The sequence below is a fragment of the Chryseobacterium sp. LAM-KRS1 genome (genome assembly GCF_013184525.1).
Lineage (GTDB): Bacteria > Bacteroidota > Bacteroidia > Flavobacteriales > Weeksellaceae > Chryseobacterium > Chryseobacterium proteolyticum.
This window is the reverse complement of sequence record NZ_JAAOIZ010000005.1, coordinates 310,282-326,400: the sequence shown is the minus strand read 5'-3', so window position 1 is coordinate 326,400 and position 16,119 is coordinate 310,282. Positions and strand designations below refer to the sequence as shown.

At 35.9% G+C, this 16,119-nt stretch carries 18 protein-coding genes; 5 read left to right on the top strand and 13 right to left on the bottom strand.

The annotated features are described in order from the left end of the window. Nucleotides 1-3: 3 nt before the first annotated feature. The 6 genes from rplT to thrS form a co-directional block, all read right to left on the bottom strand. Nucleotides 4-348 (bottom strand): 50S ribosomal protein L20, encoded by a 345-nt coding sequence (gene rplT, locus G9C87_RS16090; protein WP_172282993.1) that lies wholly within the window; start codon nt 346-348, stop codon nt 4-6. Between the two features lie 121 nt (nt 349-469). Then, nucleotides 470-667 (bottom strand): 50S ribosomal protein L35, encoded by a 198-nt coding sequence (gene rpmI / locus G9C87_RS16085; protein ID WP_034676300.1) that lies wholly within the window; start codon nt 665-667, stop codon nt 470-472. A 180-nt stretch (nt 668-847) separates the two neighbouring features. Continuing rightward, nucleotides 848-1,411, bottom strand: coding sequence for a hypothetical protein (locus tag G9C87_RS16080; RefSeq protein ID WP_172282991.1), 564 nt, complete (start codon nt 1,409-1,411; stop codon nt 848-850). Nucleotides 1,412-1,585: 174 nt separating this feature from the next. After that, on the bottom strand, nt 1,586-2,407 hold the full coding sequence (locus G9C87_RS16075) for an alpha/beta fold hydrolase (RefSeq protein ID WP_172282989.1): 822 nt from the start codon (nt 2,405-2,407) through the stop codon (nt 1,586-1,588). A gap of 189 nt (nt 2,408-2,596) precedes the next feature. Beyond that, nucleotides 2,597-3,127, bottom strand: coding sequence for a translation initiation factor IF-3 (gene infC, locus G9C87_RS16070; protein WP_172282988.1), 531 nt, complete (start codon nt 3,125-3,127; stop codon nt 2,597-2,599). A gap of 71 nt (nt 3,128-3,198) precedes the next feature. Next, the gene (gene thrS, locus G9C87_RS16065) at nt 3,199-5,118 is read right to left on the bottom strand and encodes a threonine--tRNA ligase (RefSeq protein ID WP_172282986.1); all 1,920 of its coding nucleotides are present in this window, start codon (nt 5,116-5,118) and stop codon (nt 3,199-3,201) included. 270 nt (nt 5,119-5,388) lie between these two features. On the opposite strand from thrS, the gene G9C87_RS16060 reads away from it, so the two are divergent. Further along, nucleotides 5,389-6,348 (top strand): dipeptidase, encoded by a 960-nt coding sequence (locus G9C87_RS16060; RefSeq protein WP_228457031.1) that lies wholly within the window; start codon nt 5,389-5,391, stop codon nt 6,346-6,348. A 52-nt stretch (nt 6,349-6,400) separates the two neighbouring features. On the opposite strand, the gene G9C87_RS16055 is transcribed toward G9C87_RS16060, so the two are convergent. Then, nucleotides 6,401-7,945 carry a hypothetical protein gene (locus G9C87_RS16055; RefSeq protein ID WP_172282982.1) on the bottom strand — a complete coding sequence of 515 codons (1,545 nt, stop codon included), beginning with the start codon at nt 7,943-7,945 and terminating at the stop codon, nt 6,401-6,403. Between the two features lie 146 nt (nt 7,946-8,091). On the opposite strand from G9C87_RS16055, the gene G9C87_RS16050 reads away from it, so the two are divergent. The 4 genes from G9C87_RS16050 (at nt 8,092) to leuB (ending at nt 12,515) form a co-directional block, all read left to right on the top strand. Continuing rightward, nucleotides 8,092-9,255 carry a 2-isopropylmalate synthase gene (locus tag G9C87_RS16050; RefSeq protein ID WP_172282980.1) on the top strand — a complete coding sequence of 388 codons (1,164 nt, stop codon included), beginning with the start codon at nt 8,092-8,094 and terminating at the stop codon, nt 9,253-9,255. 37 nt (nt 9,256-9,292) lie between these two features. Next, nucleotides 9,293-10,681 (top strand): 3-isopropylmalate dehydratase large subunit, encoded by a 1,389-nt coding sequence (gene leuC, locus G9C87_RS16045; RefSeq protein WP_172282978.1) that lies wholly within the window; start codon nt 9,293-9,295, stop codon nt 10,679-10,681. A gap of 120 nt (nt 10,682-10,801) precedes the next feature. After that, nucleotides 10,802-11,401 (top strand): 3-isopropylmalate dehydratase small subunit, encoded by a 600-nt coding sequence (gene leuD / locus G9C87_RS16040; RefSeq protein WP_172282977.1) that lies wholly within the window; start codon nt 10,802-10,804, stop codon nt 11,399-11,401. Further along, complete coding sequence (gene leuB / locus G9C87_RS16035; protein WP_172282975.1) at nt 11,391-12,515, top strand: 3-isopropylmalate dehydrogenase; 1,125 nt, start codon at nt 11,391-11,393, stop codon at nt 12,513-12,515. Before leuD ends, leuB begins: the two co-directional genes overlap by 11 nt. Nucleotides 12,516-12,590: 75 nt before the next feature. Here the strand turns inward: leuB and G9C87_RS16030 are convergent, their stop codons facing one another. The 6 genes from G9C87_RS16030 to G9C87_RS16005 form a co-directional block, all read right to left on the bottom strand. Then, nucleotides 12,591-12,776 carry a hypothetical protein gene (locus G9C87_RS16030; protein WP_172282973.1) on the bottom strand — a complete coding sequence of 62 codons (186 nt, stop codon included), beginning with the start codon at nt 12,774-12,776 and terminating at the stop codon, nt 12,591-12,593. Between the two features lie 10 nt (nt 12,777-12,786). Continuing rightward, nucleotides 12,787-13,392 carry a DUF4230 domain-containing protein gene (locus G9C87_RS16025; protein ID WP_172282971.1) on the bottom strand — a complete coding sequence of 202 codons (606 nt, stop codon included), beginning with the start codon at nt 13,390-13,392 and terminating at the stop codon, nt 12,787-12,789. A 3-nt stretch (nt 13,393-13,395) separates the two neighbouring features. Beyond that, entirely contained in the window at nt 13,396-13,962 is a 567-nt protein-coding gene (locus G9C87_RS16020; protein WP_172282970.1) for a thioredoxin, read from the bottom strand. A 3-nt stretch (nt 13,963-13,965) separates the two neighbouring features. Continuing rightward, the gene (locus tag G9C87_RS16015; RefSeq protein ID WP_172282968.1) at nt 13,966-14,433 is read right to left on the bottom strand and encodes a nucleoside triphosphate pyrophosphohydrolase family protein; all 468 of its coding nucleotides are present in this window, start codon (nt 14,431-14,433) and stop codon (nt 13,966-13,968) included. Nucleotides 14,434-14,627: 194 nt separating this feature from the next. Next, nucleotides 14,628-15,047, bottom strand: a complete 420-nt coding sequence (locus G9C87_RS16010) for a hypothetical protein (RefSeq protein ID WP_172282966.1) — start codon at nt 15,045-15,047, stop codon at nt 14,628-14,630. A gap of 13 nt (nt 15,048-15,060) precedes the next feature. After that, on the bottom strand, nt 15,061-15,768 hold the full coding sequence (locus G9C87_RS16005) for a glycohydrolase toxin TNT-related protein (RefSeq protein WP_172282964.1): 708 nt from the start codon (nt 15,766-15,768) through the stop codon (nt 15,061-15,063). Nucleotides 15,769-16,119: the final 351 nt, after the last annotated feature.

The following is a 16,119-nucleotide window of genomic DNA, read 5'->3' as shown; positions in this document are numbered from 1 at the left end:
ACATTATTTTACTTGATCTACAACTGCTTTGAAAGCTTCAGGGTGATTCATTGCTAAATCTGCTAAAACTTTTCTGTTAAGCTCAATGTTGTTCTTTTTAAGAGCTCCCATAAATTGAGAGTAAGACATTCCATGCTCTCTTGTTCCAGCGTTGATACGCGTGATCCAAAGTGATCTGAAATTTCTCTTTTTCTCTTTTCTTCCACGGTAAGCATATTGCATTGCTTTTTCTACCGCGTTTTTAGCTACAGTCCAAACGTTCTTTCTTCTACCGAAAAAACCTTTAGCTTGTTTCATGATTTTTTTTCTGCGAGCTCTTGAAGCTACTGCATTTACTGATCTTGGCATAATTTAAATTGTTTTTTTGAAAAGGGCGGTAAACTGTTTCATTACACTTATCTGCTCCGTTTCAGGGTTAAAAATTCTGAATTGTTTTAATTCCTATAAACCGAATATAGATTTATAAAAACTACTTAATTGCTAATTGACGTTGAACGCTTTTCTCATCCACTTTAGCTACGTAAGAAGTAGTAGTAAGATTTCTCTTCTGCTTAGTTTCTTTTTTAGTTAAGATGTGGCTTTTGTAAGCATTTTTTCTTTTGATCTTACCAGTTCCGGTAAGAGCAAAACGTTTCTTAGCACCTGATTTCGTTTTTAATTTTGGCATTGTCTTGCTTTTTTATTATTTTGTTATCAATATCTGATTTACTTTCTTCCCAAAGACACTTAGGAATAATAGTGTGCAAAGATACAAAAAATATCAATTCGAATTTTCAAAATTGTGATTTTATAGTATTTTCAAAAAACCACTTCTATAAAAAGTGGTTACAAATCATTAAATTACTCACTAGATATCCTTATGAGTTATTTCTCTTCTTTCCTGATTATTTCCACCCAGAATAACTTTAACTCTAAAACCACTACCGATTAAATATCCGGTTCTTGAATAAAGCTGAAGCTTAATATGTGGGTTGGAAACGTTCCCTGCAACTGCGCTGTCTGAATTCCAAAGAGGAGTATCGTTATTGTAAATAACAAGATTCCCATCATTTTGTGCAATAAGTTTTGGGGTACCTCCGCTTCTTACCGTATTAGATGCCCATAGTACTCTGTAGCTGCTAGGTGTTTCAGCATATAGGACAAGATTACTATCTCCTTGCATTACCAGACGGTAAGTAACACCCTGATTTTCTAAACTAATTGATTCGCCGGCATTTAATACCTGAGGATGATTGGTTGTTTCCGAAATAAATGTTAATGTGGTAAGACCACCACCAGGAATAGATTTATTTGCATTCGCAGTTGTTTGTACCTTTCCATTTTCTACAATTACATTATCAAGAGTATCATCCTGACCACAAGATGCTAAAAGCATTGAAAGACTTACAAAAGTCAATAATTTTATCTTCATATATTATTTTTTTTGAGCCGCAAAAATAATAAAAAATCAAATTAACTCACAATGATAAGACTTAATATATTTTGATTTTCTCTTTATTAATCGCATTTTCAGGAAGATAAATTTATAACAAAAAAAAGACCGATTGGTGAATCAGTCCTTTTAGTTTTTATTTCAATTAAGGTTTTATGATTGGAAAAAAGCAAGAAGATCTCTGTTAATAGTTTCAGCTTCAGTCGTTGGCATACCGTGAGGGAATCCCGGATAAGTGATCAACTTTCCATTTTTAACTAATTTTGCGGCTACCACACCTGTAGTTTCATAAGGTACAATCTGATCATCTTCCCCATGAAGCACCAATACGGGAACATCTGTACTTTTAAGATCTTCTGTAAAATCAGTTTCTGAAAAAGCTTTGATACAGTCATAATGTGCTTTAATCGATCCCATCATTCCCTGTCTCCACCAGTTTCTCTGGATACCTTCGGAAATGTTAGCTCCTTCTCTGTTATAGCCATAAAAAGGGAAGGTAATATCGATATAGAATTGCTGCCTGTGGTGTGCCGTATTGTTACGGATATCATCAAAAACAGAAATCGGGACACCGTTCGGGTTATTTTCATTTTGAACCATAATCGGGGTAACAGCGCTTATTAAAACAGCTTTGGCAACCCTTCCTTTTCCATACTGTGCTACATATCTGATCACTTCACCGCCTCCTGTGGAATGTCCTACGTGGATCACATCTTTCAGATCTAGTGCCGTTACGATCTCATCAACATCTGATGCATACGTGTCCATATCATGTCCCTCCGCAGTCTGGGTGGATCTTCCATGTCCTCTTCTGTCGTGAGCAATTACTCTGTATCCTTTTTCCAAAAAGAAAAGCATTTGAGCATCCCAGTCGTCACTTGACAATGGCCATCCGTGATGAAAAAATACAGGTTGTCCTTTTCCCCAGTCTTTGTAATAAATTTCAGTTCCGTCTTTTAGTTGAATTGTACTCATTGTTTTTAATTTTATGATTAGTAATTTAATTTTTTAGTACCTATAATATTTTAATCTTATTTCTAATTCAAAATTAAATTTATTAATCCACATGAGTCTTAACATAGGGTATTTTATTCGTATTGAATAAAAAAAACCTCAAATTTCTTTGAGGTTTATATTGGAAATTAAATTCTGAATTTAATTTGATTATTTAGCTGCTTTTTTAGGACTCATCATCATAATCATCCTTTTACCTTCCAATTTAGGAAGCTGGTCTACTTTACCTACATGCTCAAGTTCCTGTGCAAGTTTTAAAAGTAAAATTTCTCCCTGATCTTTAAAGATAATTGAACGTCCTTTGAAAAATACATAGGTTTTAAGTTTCGAACCTTCTTCCAGGAATTTCTCAGCGTGCTTTTTCTTGAATTCATAATCATGGTCATCTGTCTGAGGCCCGAAACGGATCTCTTTTACAACCACTTTTATTTGTTTTGCCTTAAGTTCCTTTTGTTTTTTCTTTTGCTCGTATAAAAACTTCTTATAGTCTAATACTCTTGCAATAAAAGGTTCTGCTTTGTCTGAAATCACAACCAGGTCTAATTCCTGATCCTTGGCTATCTGCAAAGCCTTATCTAATGGGTAAACTCCAGGTTCCACATTGTCACCTACCAAACGAACTTCTCTGGCTCTGATTTTACCATTAATTTGATGCAAATCCTCCTGTACCGGACGACGCATTGGGCCTCTGTTGTTAAATCTTTGTGCTATTGTCTTAAATTTTATTGGTTAACTTTCTATTGACAGCTTTCTTATATGGCTGCTTCTTTTTTAAAATAATTGACGAAATCTTCCATCTTCATTACGCCAAGATCTCCTTCTCCACGTCTTCTTACTGAAACGGTTCCGTCTTTTTCTTCATTTTCACCGATCACAATCATGAAAGGGATTTTCTTTAATTCTGCATCACGGATTTTCTTTCCGGTCTTCTCATTTCTGTCATCAATCAGACCGCTAATATCGTGATTTTCCAAAAATTGTGAAACTTTTTTTGCATAATCTACATATTTTTCACTAATCGGTAGAATTATATACTGATCAGGGCTCAACCATAAAGGAAAATCTCCTGCTGTATTTTCTAATAAAATAGCGATAAATCTTTCCATAGAACCAAACGGCGCTCTATGAATCATTACCGGTCTGTGCTTTTCGTTATCATTTCCGATGTAGTGAAGATCAAACCTTTCCGGCAGGTTATAGTCTACCTGAATGGTTCCTAACTGCCATTTTCTTCCTAATGCATCCTTAACCATGAAGTCCAGTTTAGGGCCATAGAAGGCAGCTTCACCATATTCGATAACGGTTTTCAATCCTTTTTTCTCTGCTGCATTGATGATGGCATTTTCAGCTTTCTCCCAATTCTCATCAGAACCGATATATTTTTCCTTGTTTTCAGGATCTCTTAAAGAAACCTGAGTAACAAAATCCTCAAATCCTAAAGATTTAAAAACATAAAGTGTTAAATCTATTACTTTCTCAAATTCTTCCGAAAGCTGATCAGGAGTACAGAATAAGTGGGCATCATCCTGAGTAAATCCACGTACTCTTGTCAAGCCGTGAAGCTCTCCACTTTGCTCATATCTGTAAACAGTACCGAACTCTGCATATCTTTTTGGAAGATCCCTGTAGCTCCATTGTGAAGTTTTGTAGATTTCACAGTGGTGAGGACAGTTCATAGGCTTCAGCAAAAATTCTTCACCTTCATTCGGTGTTTTAATAGGCTGGAAACTGTCTGCTCCATATTTATCCCAGTGTCCTGAAGTCACATACAGCTCTTTTGAACCAATATGCGGGGACATCACGAATTCATAGCCTCCTTTTTTCTGAGCCTCACTAAGGAAGTTTTCTAATTTTCTTCTTAATGCAGTACCTTTTGGAAGCCATAGCGGAAGTCCGGCACCCACTTTTTCAGAGAATGCGAAAATCCCTAATTCTTTTCCAAGTTTTCTGTGATCCCTTCTTTTTGCTTCTTCCAATCTTTCCAGATATTCTGTAAGCTCTTTCTGTTTTGGGAAAGAAATACCGTAAACCCTTGTCAATTGGGGGTTCTTTTCATCACCTCTCCAGTATGCTCCTGCTGCATTTAATATTTTTACGGCCTTTACAATTCCTGTATTGGGAATATGACCTCCACGGCATAAATCCGTGAAATTATCATGAGTTACAAAAGTAATTTCTCCGTCATTAAGATTGGAGATCAGTTCTACTTTATAAGGATTATCTGCATAAGTTTTTAATGCCTCTTCTTTGGAAACAGGATAGAGGGAGAATGTAGAACCTTTCTTAGCATTCTCTAAAACTTTCTTTTCAATCTTTTCAAAATCCTTTTCAGATAAACTTTCGTCTCCAAAATCTACGTCATAATAAAATCCATTTTCTATGGCTGGGCCGATAGTAAGCTTAGCATCAGGATAAAATTCAAGGATGGCCTGCGCCAGAAGGTGGGCAGAAGAATGCCAGAAAGCTTTCTTTCCAAGATCATCATTCCATGTCAATAGCTGTACCGTAGAATCCGTCGTTATAGGTGTGGTAATCTCTACTTGTTTGCCGTTTACGACTGCGGAAATGGTATTTCTAGCCAATCCTTCGCTTATAGATTTTGCCACATCTAGAGGAGTTACTTCTCCCTCGAATTCTTTGACACTATTGTCTGGAAGTGTAATTTTTATCATTGTTTACTATGAAATTTTAAGATGCAAAAATACGCATTTTTTATTTAAAATGGTATATTAACGTATATTTGAATAAATAAATAATTCAAAATAATGAAAAACCTATTAACGGTATTTACTGTTTTATTTTTCACATTCTCTTTTTCACAAAAAAAAGCCCCAAAATTTCAGGTTTTATATTGTAAAAAATAGAGATACTTATTTTTTAAACTAGCGTAAAAAGTTTGATAACAAGTTCAATATAAATAAAGATAAAATATAATGAATGAAATGAATTTTGATTTACACTGTGATTTATTGTATTATCTGGTAAGAAAAAATTCAAAACCAGATGACAGGGAGTTGGGGTGTTCATTGCCCTATTTAAAGGAAGGAAATGTAAAATTACAGGTAATGGCCATTTACACGGCTACAGCTAAGAACAGCACGGCCGAAGGAATCAGGCAAAGTGAGGTATTCGCTGATTTATTGAATACTGATGATTTCTTCCTGTTTGATCCTTCAAATTATGAAGCAGGCGAAAATAAGGATCGGGCAGGAGTACTTGCTTCCATAGAAAATGCATCCTCATTTTGTGAAGAGGATTCTGACCTCGAAACAGGTTTTAAAAACCTGGAAGCCATTATTAATAACACGCAGAAAATCCTTTATATAGGACTTACGCATCATACAGAAAACCGATTTGGGGGCGGAAATAATTCAGGGACAGGATTAAAAGAAGACGGAAAAGTAGTTCTGGATTATATTTCGGACCGAAAAATTGCCATTGATCTTTCCCATACAAGCGATCAGCTGGCCTATGATATTCTTAATTATATCGATCAGAGAAACTATCATATTCCTATCCTGGCAAGCCATTCCAATTACCGCACTATCTATGATAAAAAGAGGAATCTTCCTGATGAGCTGGCCAAAGAAGTGATTAGGAGAAAAGGTCTTATCGGACTTAACTTTATCAGGAATTGTGTTGATGAAACTGACCCTTACAAGCTATATGAACATCTTCAATATGGACTTGATCTTGGTGGAGAAAACTCAATTGCTTTTGGTGCAGATTTTTACTACTGCAAAAACTATCCGGATCCGTCAAAGCTTCCCATATTCTTTCAGGAGTTCGAGAATGCTACAGCCTATGAAGCAATCAATAAAAAGATTTCCGAAAATTATTCCGTTGAGCTAATGGAAAAAATAAGCCATAAAAATGCTCTGGATTTTATAAAAAAGCTTTAAAATAAACACCAGATGTTGGCTTTAAGAGTCCGTTACCATCTGGTGTTCTTTATTATTTCAGTCTTTTATACTTCACTTTTTTCTTTATAATTTCAATTACATCCACATGCTGAACTTTTGACTGTATCCAGCCATGGATATCGATATAAAAGAGTGAACGTCTGTAATATTCATTGTTTTCATATTGATCCAGTTTCCGGTCAAATGCTTCAAATGCTTTTTGTCTTTCATCCAAAACAAGGTTATTGAGATTTTTAAAAAAATCGATGCTTTCAAAATGAAATTCTTCCGGCTTTTTCATCTTTAAAGCGAATTTTAAAGTAGCTTTAATAAACTCATCGTAATCTTCGTCATTTCCGGATTCATGCTTGGACATAAGGATCAGAATCCTCGTATGAAATAAAAGATCTTCCTGTACGTTGCCTTTTGACTCGATGATCTTCATGGAGTATCGCATCGATTCATTATACTTCTTGCTTCCAAAAAACATAGCTGCCATCTTAAGATACAGAATCATAAAATGGTGCTCATCAATTTTATCCCGGAGCTTTTCCATCTTCATTTCTATTTCTGGAATAAGCTTCGTTCCACTGAAAAACTCTCCTTTTACGAAATGGATATTCATTAAAGTATTGGAGTAGGTAAGGAATGTAAGAGCCTGTAAATTCTCATTTTGGGCAAATCCAGGTGAAGAAACCGTTTTAGTGAAATTTTCAAATTGTTTTTCTAAAATATCGATATTACCATAAAGGAAAAGGATCTTCAGTAAATAAGTATTGCCTTTGATATACCACACCGGATGACTAAAAATCATTTCGGGTTTCTGATGAAACAGCTCAACCCACTGATAGGCATATTTCAACGTGTATTTGTAATCCTGCAATAGCTGATTTTTCCAGACATGCGCTTTATAATACCAAAGTTTTTCGGTAAAATTTAAACTGGAGGGTTTTATATTTTTAATCTGAGAATTGAAGATCTCCAGTATCTCTTGCCTGTCCGCATCGTTTTTCACATACCCATGGGTGAGCATTTCACTGTATAACTTCAATGAAAGATTGGAAAGTTCAGTTGTGTATTGGTTTTGTTTGCTTATTTCTTTAGACTCTCTTATCAGTTCTTCGGCCCTTCCGTCTATACTTCGTGTAATAAATTGGGATTCAATTACCTTCTCAAGGTCAATAATCTCTGAAGCGATGCTTTTTTCATCCAGTTCCAGGGCAGATTGCTTTGTTTTATCCAATATTTTTAAAGCCTGCTTGTATAGTCCTTTCTGATACAGAATATTAGCAAAATCAAGTTGCTCCCGAAGCTGAATCCTGTAATTTTGATGGCTCGGGTTCATACGAAGGCTTACTAAGATTTGCTTATAGAGATGCGCTTTCAGGTTAGAAAGCTGCTGCTTGGTAGAAATTTTCTTCTCTATGATGACAGACTCGTTATACTCAGTCATTTTGTCAAGCTCAGAGAAAAGTAGTAGAAATTTAGCATCTACATTAATTCCTAAACGATTAACATAAAGCTTAAATTGCCGTTTCTCAGAAGTGGTTAATGATTTAATGAGTACAAATAAGAAGTCTTTCTGCAATTCTGCCATTGTAAAATTTAATAATTTAAATTATTGATTTTATTATACTTACGTTTAGTTTTTCATTATTTGAATATTGTAATTTTCATTAAAATTGAAAATGTAAAAAATATGCAAGCCTTAGTTTTGGATCAAAATTAAGTAAAAACTTCATTATGAATTCCGAAAAAATTGAAATTTTTGATACCACTTTGCGTGATGGGGAACAGGTTCCGGGATGTAAGTTAAACACAGAACAAAAATTAATTATCGCCGAAAGGCTTGATAAGCTAGGGATTGACGTAATAGAAGCCGGTTTTCCGGTATCAAGTCCGGGAGATTTTCATTCCGTTTCTGAAATTTCCAAGTTGGTACGAAATGCAAAAGTTTGCGGACTGACCAGGGCCAATAAAAAAGATATCGAAGTGGCTGCCGAGGCATTGCAATATGCAAAACGCCCCAGAATCCATACAGGAATAGGAACTTCAGACTCACATATTAAATATAAATTCAACTCTACGAGAGAAGACATTATTGAACGGGCAGTGGATGCTGTAAGATATGCTAAAAGCTTTGTGGAAGATGTTGAATTTTATGCAGAGGATGCAGGAAGAACTGATAATGAATACCTTGCCAGGGTTTGTGAAGCTGTAATAAAAGCCGGGGCAACCGTTTTAAACATTCCTGACACCACAGGATATTGCCTGCCGGAGGAATACGGACAGAAAATTAAATATCTAAAAGAAAATGTAAAAGGCATTGATAAAGCAATCCTTTCATGTCATTGCCATAATGATTTGGGATTGGCAACTGCTAATTCCATTGCAGGAGTAATGAACGGGGCAAGACAAATTGAATGCACGATCAACGGATTGGGAGAGAGAGCAGGAAATACGGCTTTGGAAGAAGTCGTCATGATTCTGAAGCAACATAAAGACCTTAGACTTCATACAGATGTTAATTCCAGAATGTTGAATACAATGAGTTCTTTGGTATCAGACCTTATGGGAATGCCTGTTCAGCCTAATAAAGCGATCATAGGAGCCAATGCATTTGCCCACAGTTCAGGCATCCACCAGGATGGTGTGATCAAGAACAGGGAAACTTATGAGATCATGAATCCTGAAGATGTGGGAGTAACCGAATCTTCGATTATTCTTACAGCAAGAAGCGGACGTTCTGCTCTTGCATACCGTTTTAAGCATATCGGCTTTGATGTTACCAAAAATGAGCTGGACTTTTTGTATGGGGAGTTTTTAAAAATTGCAGATGCTAAAAAAGAAGTGGATAATGATGATCTTAGCCTGATGATGAATGCATTAACGAGAAAAATCAGTTAGGCATTTTACATCATTTCTCAATAAAATCAAACAAAAAATGAACAATAATAAGAAAACACTTTTTGATAAGGTCTGGGATGCTCATGTGGTGGAAACAATTCCTGACGGACCGCAAATTATTTATATCGATAAACATCTTATTCATGAAGTGACAAGCCCTCAGGCTTTTGCAGAACTGGAATCCAGAAATCTTGAAATATTCAGGCCTGATCAGATTGTAGCTACAGCGGATCACAATGTACCGACTTTAAATCAGGAGCAGCCTATCCGCGATGAGTCTTCAAGAAACCAGGTACAACAACTTACTGAAAACTGTACCAAAAATAATATCGAACTATATGGTCTTGGGCATCCCTATCAGGGAATTGTCCACATTATTGCACCGGAACTGGGGATCACGCAGCCGGGAATGAGCATTGTATGCGGAGATAGTCATACTTCTACACACGGAGCTTTCGGAACAATAGCTTTTGGTATCGGAACCAGCCAGGTAGCACAGGTTTTTGCGAGCCAGTGTTTATTGCTCAATAAACCAAAATCAATGAGGATTACGGTTAATGGAAAGCTTAAAAAAGATGTCCAGCCTAAGGATGTTATCCTGTATATTATTTCTAAAGTAGGGACTAATGGGGGAACCGGTTATTTCTGTGAATATGCGGGGTCGGTTTTTGAGGAAATGTCGATGGAAGGAAGAATGACGGTATGCAATATGAGTATTGAAATGGGAGCCAGAGGAGGAATGATTGCTCCTGATGAAACGACTTTTGCCTACGTAAAAGGAAAACCTTTTGCACCAAAGGGAGAGGAGTGGGAAGAAAAGCTTGCCTATTGGAAGAGCCTGAAAACGGACGAAGATGCCATATTTGATGCTGAATTTAGTTTCGATGCATCAGAAATAAAACCTATGATTACCTATGGAACAAACCCGGGAATGGGTATCTCTTTGGATGAGATTATTCCTGTTCCACAAAATGAATCTGAGGAAAAGGCGTTGCAATACATGGGATTAAAAGCCGGTCAGTCTCCTTCTGATATTAAGGTAAATTATGTATTTATTGGAAGCTGTACGAATGCAAGGATTGAAGATTTTCGTTCTGCAGCGCAATATATTAAGGGGAAGAATAAATCTCAAAATGTTAAAGCGCTTATTGTTCCTGGATCCCAGCTAGTCGTAAAGCAGATCTATGAAGAAGGCCTTGATAAAATATTCAATGATGCCGGTTTTCAGATCAGGCAGCCCGGATGTTCAGCCTGTCTGGCCATGAATGATGATAAGATTCCTGAAGGTGAATATTGCGTTTCGACCTCCAACAGAAATTTTGAAGGCAGACAGGGACAGGGAGCCAGAACTATTCTGGCAAGTCCGTTGACTGCTGCTAAAGTCGCCATAGAAGGCAGAATCAATATTTTTGAAAATTTAAATTAATAATAAGACATACAAATAGAGGATGTTAAAAATAGCTGCTTTTGTTTGAACTGATTTCTCATACATTTTAAATAAAGCAGCTTTTAACCAAAACATATTGTAATCTAGTAAACTAAAGCAATGCAAAAGCTAACTATAATAAAATCAAGTGCAATTCCTTTGCCTGTAGAGAATATAGATACTGATCAGATCATTCCGGCAAGGTTTCTGAAGAGTATAGACAAAAAAGGGTTTGGAGATAATCTGTTCAGAGATTGGAGATATGATGTCCATACCAATCAGCCAAATGCTGATTTCATTTTAAATAAACCCCAGTACCGCGGTGAGATTCTAGTAGCCGGTAATAACTTTGGTTGTGGAAGTAGCCGTGAACATGCTGCCTGGTCTTTAACCGATTATGGGTTTAAAGTGATTGTATCCAGTTATTTTGCGGATATTTTCAAAGGAAATGCTTTGAATAACGGTTTGTTGCCTGTAAAGGTTTCTGATGTATTCTTACAGGAAATCTTAACGGACATTACAGAAAATCCTGAAAAGGAAATTACCATAGACGTTGAACAGCAAACTATAAGTTTTAATGGTAAAACAGAATATTTTGAATTGGATTCTTATAAGAAAATATGTTTGCTTAACGGATATGACGACATTGATTTTCTGATCAGTAAAAAAGAAGCCATAAAAGAGTTTGAATTAAAAACACAAAAAGTATATGAACAATAATTATTTCAAAATAGCTGTACTTCCCGGAGACGGAATTGGTCCTGAGGTGGTCAGTGAGAGTGTGAAAATCCTTAAAGTAATTGGTGAAGTGTTCCAGTACAATTTCCAGTTTACCTATGGATTGATGGGAGCGGAAGCAATTTTTCAGACAGGAGATCCGTTGCCTGAACAAACACTGGACATTTGTAAAGAATCAGATGCCGTGCTTTTTGGAGCGATAGGCGACCCTGCTTTTGATAATAATCCCGACGCAAAAGTAAGGCCTGAACAGGGATTGCTGAAGCTTCGTAAGGAATTAGGGCTTTTTGCCAATATCAGGCCGTTAAAAACCTATTCTTCATTGATTGAGAAAAGTCCTTTGAAAAGAGAAATCATTGAAGGAGCGGATATTCAGATTTTTAGGGAATTGGTGAGTGGGATCTATTTTGGTGAAAAATTTACCGATGAAGAAGGATCTTATGCCTATGATGTTTGTAAATACAGCAGGGAAGATATTATACCTATTGTCCATATGGCATTTCAGGAAGCCCAAAAACGTAAAAAGAAATTAACGCTTATTGATAAAGCTAATGTTCTGGACACTTCAAGATTGTGGAGAAAGATCTGTAAGGAAATCGCCCAGGAATATCCTGAAGTTCAGTTGGATTTTATGTTTGTAGATAATGCTGCGATGCAGCTGATTCTTAATCCTAAACAATTTGATGTTATCGTAACGGAGAATATGTTTGGAGACATCATTTCTGATGAAGCGAGTGTAATCGGCGGTTCCATAGGACTTCTGCCTTCCGCATCTATAGGAAATGAAAATGCACTATTTGAGCCTATTCACGGGTCTTATCCGCAGGCAAAAGGCAAAGGTATTGCTAATCCTGTAGCCTCAATATTGAGTACGGCAATGATGTTGGATCACCTGAAATTGAATCAGGCAGCAGATAAATTGAGAGAATCGGTAGAACATGCCATTGAAAACAAATATGTAACCGTAGATCTTAATGCGAAGCAATCTTATTCTACAAGCGAAGTAGGGGACTTCATTGCGGACTATATCAGATTTTCCGAAAAATCATATTACAATTTTGAGAATATCAAGATCGGAAAATCCACTATTGTATAGTGATAACTAAGAGTTTGATTTTATTTTTTTTATATTGAAAAGGTCTGCTTCTTCTGAAGCAGACCTTTCATTATTTTACCGACGGGTATTATCTGTTTTTCCGGACTTATTCTTCGAAGATTTTTCAATATCCTCTTTATCGATATCCGGTGGATTGGTTTTCTTAGATGATGCAGGAATATCCGGGAAATCCTGGTTTTGTTTTTTCGATTCTGCAGCATTGGCAGATTCCTTCTTTTTAGCATTATCTTTTGAATTCATAGCTTAGATTTTAAAGTTCTAAAATACCGAGTTGACCTGTTTTGTCTTCAATGGTATAATTCAAAGCCTTTGCCAAAACAAAAATATTATTAAGATTTTCCATCAATTGCTTACGTCCTTCATTTCGTAGCTTATTTTCATCAATAGCTTTAATAGCTGTTTCTTTTGCTTTGTTGGTTACATTTTTAATGTCTTTTTCAGAAATCCTGTTAAAGAAAGAATCGTCAAGCGACTGTATTTCCACACTTGGAGTAATTCGGATATCGGCATTAGGCAGCTGAGTAATAACCAGTTTTTTATTGATCGAATCCACCTCTATCTTCATTTTATTAAGATCGTAGGAAACCTGGGCATTGGTCTTGGTATAGGTGATTATACTGTTACTGGATACTTCGTTTCCGAATACTTCATAACCCATTTTGGTTTTCTGCATGCTGGAAATATTCTGTTCCAAAACCACCATTTTATTCATTTTGGAAATCTGGTTCGTCAGAATATAATAATCCGATTTTTCCGTTTTGCCTCCAAAATTAAAACAGGACTTAAGACCGAAAAACAGGAAAAGCATCACAAGAATTCCTGCTACAAAAGATAGTATAAGCTTATTATTTTTCAATATTTACTTTTTAAATATTTCTTTAAGTACCGATTTGTCATCTTTTTTCAGAATTTCTACCAGATCCCTTTCTACATAACCGGTTTTGGGCATTTCAATAATTCTTCCGATTTCTTTTTCATATTTTTCAACAATAATAGTCGGAACTTTCTGGATATTATAAATACCTTCTTCTCCTGATGGAGATTCCTTTTTGCGATTGACTGCAATAATGGTCAGCCTGTTATCCGGAAAATTTACTTCTTCCAGGATTCTCATCAGTCTCGGAAAGTCCCTGTGGCTATCCTCACACCAGGTTCCCATGAAAACGATAATGTGATAAGAACTTATTTTAGCTTTTTTCAAGTCTGCAATGGCCTTCTGATCTAAAGCATATTCATCATGCTCTTTCACATACCAATCTGCATAAGGTGCCTTTAAAAACTGTTCTTTTAACTGGTTACCCAAAAGCATTTTGCCATCATTCTGGGTTTCTACCTCACGGTTTACAACCACTTTCTGAGCACTGAGCTGCTGGGTAGCCAGGAACAATCCTGAAATTGCAACAGTATTTGTAATAAATTTTTTCATATTTTATTTCTCGATGATCGTTTTCAAATCAGCAGGAGAATAGTATTTGTTTTTCAGAACTTTGTGATCGGTTTTTCTGTAAACGTTGAATTTTTCTCCTGATTTTTCATAAAAAGATTCTACTTCTTTTTCTTTATAGAATTCAACAGTTTCATTTGCCTGCTCCTCGTTGTCACATGCTTTTGACATATTGGAACGCTGAACTTCGTTGAAAAGCTCTACAAATTTGTTGCCAAGACCAAATTCTAAAACAGCACCACTCAAAACATATTGTAAATCACATAAAGCATCTGCAATTTCAACGATGTCATTGTCTGCGATTGCTTGTTTTAATTCGTTTAATTCTTCCTGTAACAGTTCAACTCTAAGATTACATCTTTCAGGAGAAGGAATTTGTGGTGTTTCTAAAATAGGGGCTTTAAAAGTAGTATGGAATTCTGCTACTTGGTTCAGACTATCAATTTTATCCATGAATTTTTTTATTTAAAGCAAAGATAGAAAACGATTTGCTAATGGTAAAATGTACAACGCAAAATGTACCTAAAAACGGTAGAATATAGACTACTTCTCCGTAATCTAAGCTTCATGATCCTCTGTCGGATTTTGCATATAATCATGTTCATTAATAACCATGCGAAATTATCAAAATGATGATTAAAAACAGATTACTCCATTTTTTCAAATTTCCAGACCCCGGAAATATGTAAGACCGTTGCTCCCGGTTGTTTTTCACCATAACTGAAAACACAGATATAAGAGGAGTGGCAGGATGGACAGTCCGTACCAAAGTATAAGGTAGGTAAATTAGAAACCGTTAATTCTCCAAAATGCAACATGCTAGGGAGGGTGGGAGCAACAATACCATTATCTGTTAATTCATTTTTCGAAAGGACTTTGTCACTCTGATAAATCTGAAGGATCGGGAACCCTGATTGATAAGGGATAATTTCGAGTTTATTTTCATAACCGCAGTCACAACAGGCAAATGTTGTGACTGCAGATGGGATAATTTCACCATTGGTAAAAACTGTTTTTGCTACGAGAACTTTTCTGCCAATTCTTATTTTTTTTGATATTGAATACATCAGGATCTGTCTTTTATTGAATCACTGTACCTACTAAATTGTTGTAATGACCGCTTGGACTTTTTTTTATGGTTATTTTCACATATCCTTCCTCCGCCAGCTTATTCCAGGTTTTCTGATAGCCGGTTGCCGGATCTATAGGGATTTTCCACATCGTTTGTTTTCCGCCACCTACCTGATTAAACCAGGGAATTACATCAGCTGTTTGGGAAGTGAAAGGTAATGAATTATTCAGAACATCGATCTCATAATAAAAATCATAGGTGTTTTCAGGTTGATTTAATGCTCTTTGAGAGAAAGTATACACATACCCGTTTATAATAGGACTTGTAAAACTGCCTCCTAACGTAGGAATTCCGCTTCCATTATAATTAATCGCTCCGCTGTATCGGTCAAACTTTTGCCCGGCCTGAAAGGGAACATTATCAACTATATTGTATCCCCCATTGGCAGGGGGCCAGCCTCCATTTAGATTATTGGCTTTAAAAAGAGCTTCCAGTTCACTCCATTTTCCCTGTTTATATAATTCGAAAGCCTGATTCCGGATATCCTGGTTAACCAATCCCGCGGTGTCATAAGTTAAGGCAAATTCATCAGCGTTCTTATAAAATACGTGGGTAACTCCGTTTGTGTTATCAATTTCATCATCCCTGTCCGAACTACAAGCAGTCGAGAAAAAGATAACGGATAAAAAAAGTAAATACTTCAGTAAATGTTTCATAATAATTAGTTTTTTATTTATAATTAAGTTAGTGTCAGGAGGCATATCTTTTTCATTAATATTCATCTAGTGAATATTGGCGGTCATCTTCGGAATAAATTTATTGGTTCACTTTGGATGTAAAATAAGGCGCTTATTAAGACTTTATCCAAAGTAATGGAATGCAAAGTGATATGAATCAGGCAATGCTTACTAATAGCATCTTCGATCCGAATACCCGATGGCAGGCGGTACAATGATTCGATAAATTTAAATTAAAAAAACTATAATAAAAGAATAAATTATTTTAAAAATTAATAATTAATGAATTATTTACTTTTTTAGTTTTTAATTTTAGAATTTATTACTTTT

Coding starts and splice junctions, on each gene's coding strand:
- rplT (WP_172282993.1), bottom strand. CDS start 348: ATGCCAAGATCAGTAAATGCAGTAGCTTCAAGAGCTCGCAGAAAAAAA.
- rpmI (WP_034676300.1), bottom strand. CDS start 667: ATGCCAAAATTAAAAACGAAATCAGGTGCTAAGAAACGTTTTGCTCTT.
- G9C87_RS16060 (WP_228457031.1), top strand. CDS start 5,389: ATGAATTTTGATTTACACTGTGATTTATTGTATTATCTGGTAAGAAAA.
- thrS (WP_172282986.1), bottom strand. CDS start 5,118: ATGATAAAAATTACACTTCCAGACAATAGTGTCAAAGAATTCGAGGGA.
- leuB (WP_172282975.1), top strand. CDS start 11,391: ATGAACAATAATTATTTCAAAATAGCTGTACTTCCCGGAGACGGAATT.
- G9C87_RS16075 (WP_172282989.1), bottom strand. CDS start 2,407: ATGAGTACAATTCAACTAAAAGACGGAACTGAAATTTATTACAAAGAC.
- G9C87_RS16050 (WP_172282980.1), top strand. CDS start 8,092: ATGAATTCCGAAAAAATTGAAATTTTTGATACCACTTTGCGTGATGGG.
- G9C87_RS16005 (WP_172282964.1), bottom strand. CDS start 15,768: ATGAAACATTTACTGAAGTATTTACTTTTTTTATCCGTTATCTTTTTC.
- infC (WP_172282988.1), bottom strand. CDS start 3,127: ATGCGTCGTCCGGTACAGGAGGATTTGCATCAAATTAATGGTAAAATC.
- G9C87_RS16030 (WP_172282973.1), bottom strand. CDS start 12,776: ATGAATTCAAAAGATAATGCTAAAAAGAAGGAATCTGCCAATGCTGCA.
- leuC (WP_172282978.1), top strand. CDS start 9,293: ATGAACAATAATAAGAAAACACTTTTTGATAAGGTCTGGGATGCTCAT.
- G9C87_RS16080 (WP_172282991.1), bottom strand. CDS start 1,411: ATGAAGATAAAATTATTGACTTTTGTAAGTCTTTCAATGCTTTTAGCA.
- G9C87_RS16015 (WP_172282968.1), bottom strand. CDS start 14,433: ATGGATAAAATTGATAGTCTGAACCAAGTAGCAGAATTCCATACTACT.
- leuD (WP_172282977.1), top strand. CDS start 10,802: ATGCAAAAGCTAACTATAATAAAATCAAGTGCAATTCCTTTGCCTGTA.
- G9C87_RS16020 (WP_172282970.1), bottom strand. CDS start 13,962: ATGAAAAAATTTATTACAAATACTGTTGCAATTTCAGGATTGTTCCTG.
- G9C87_RS16055 (WP_172282982.1), bottom strand. CDS start 7,945: ATGGCAGAATTGCAGAAAGACTTCTTATTTGTACTCATTAAATCATTA.
- G9C87_RS16010 (WP_172282966.1), bottom strand. CDS start 15,047: ATGTATTCAATATCAAAAAAAATAAGAATTGGCAGAAAAGTTCTCGTA.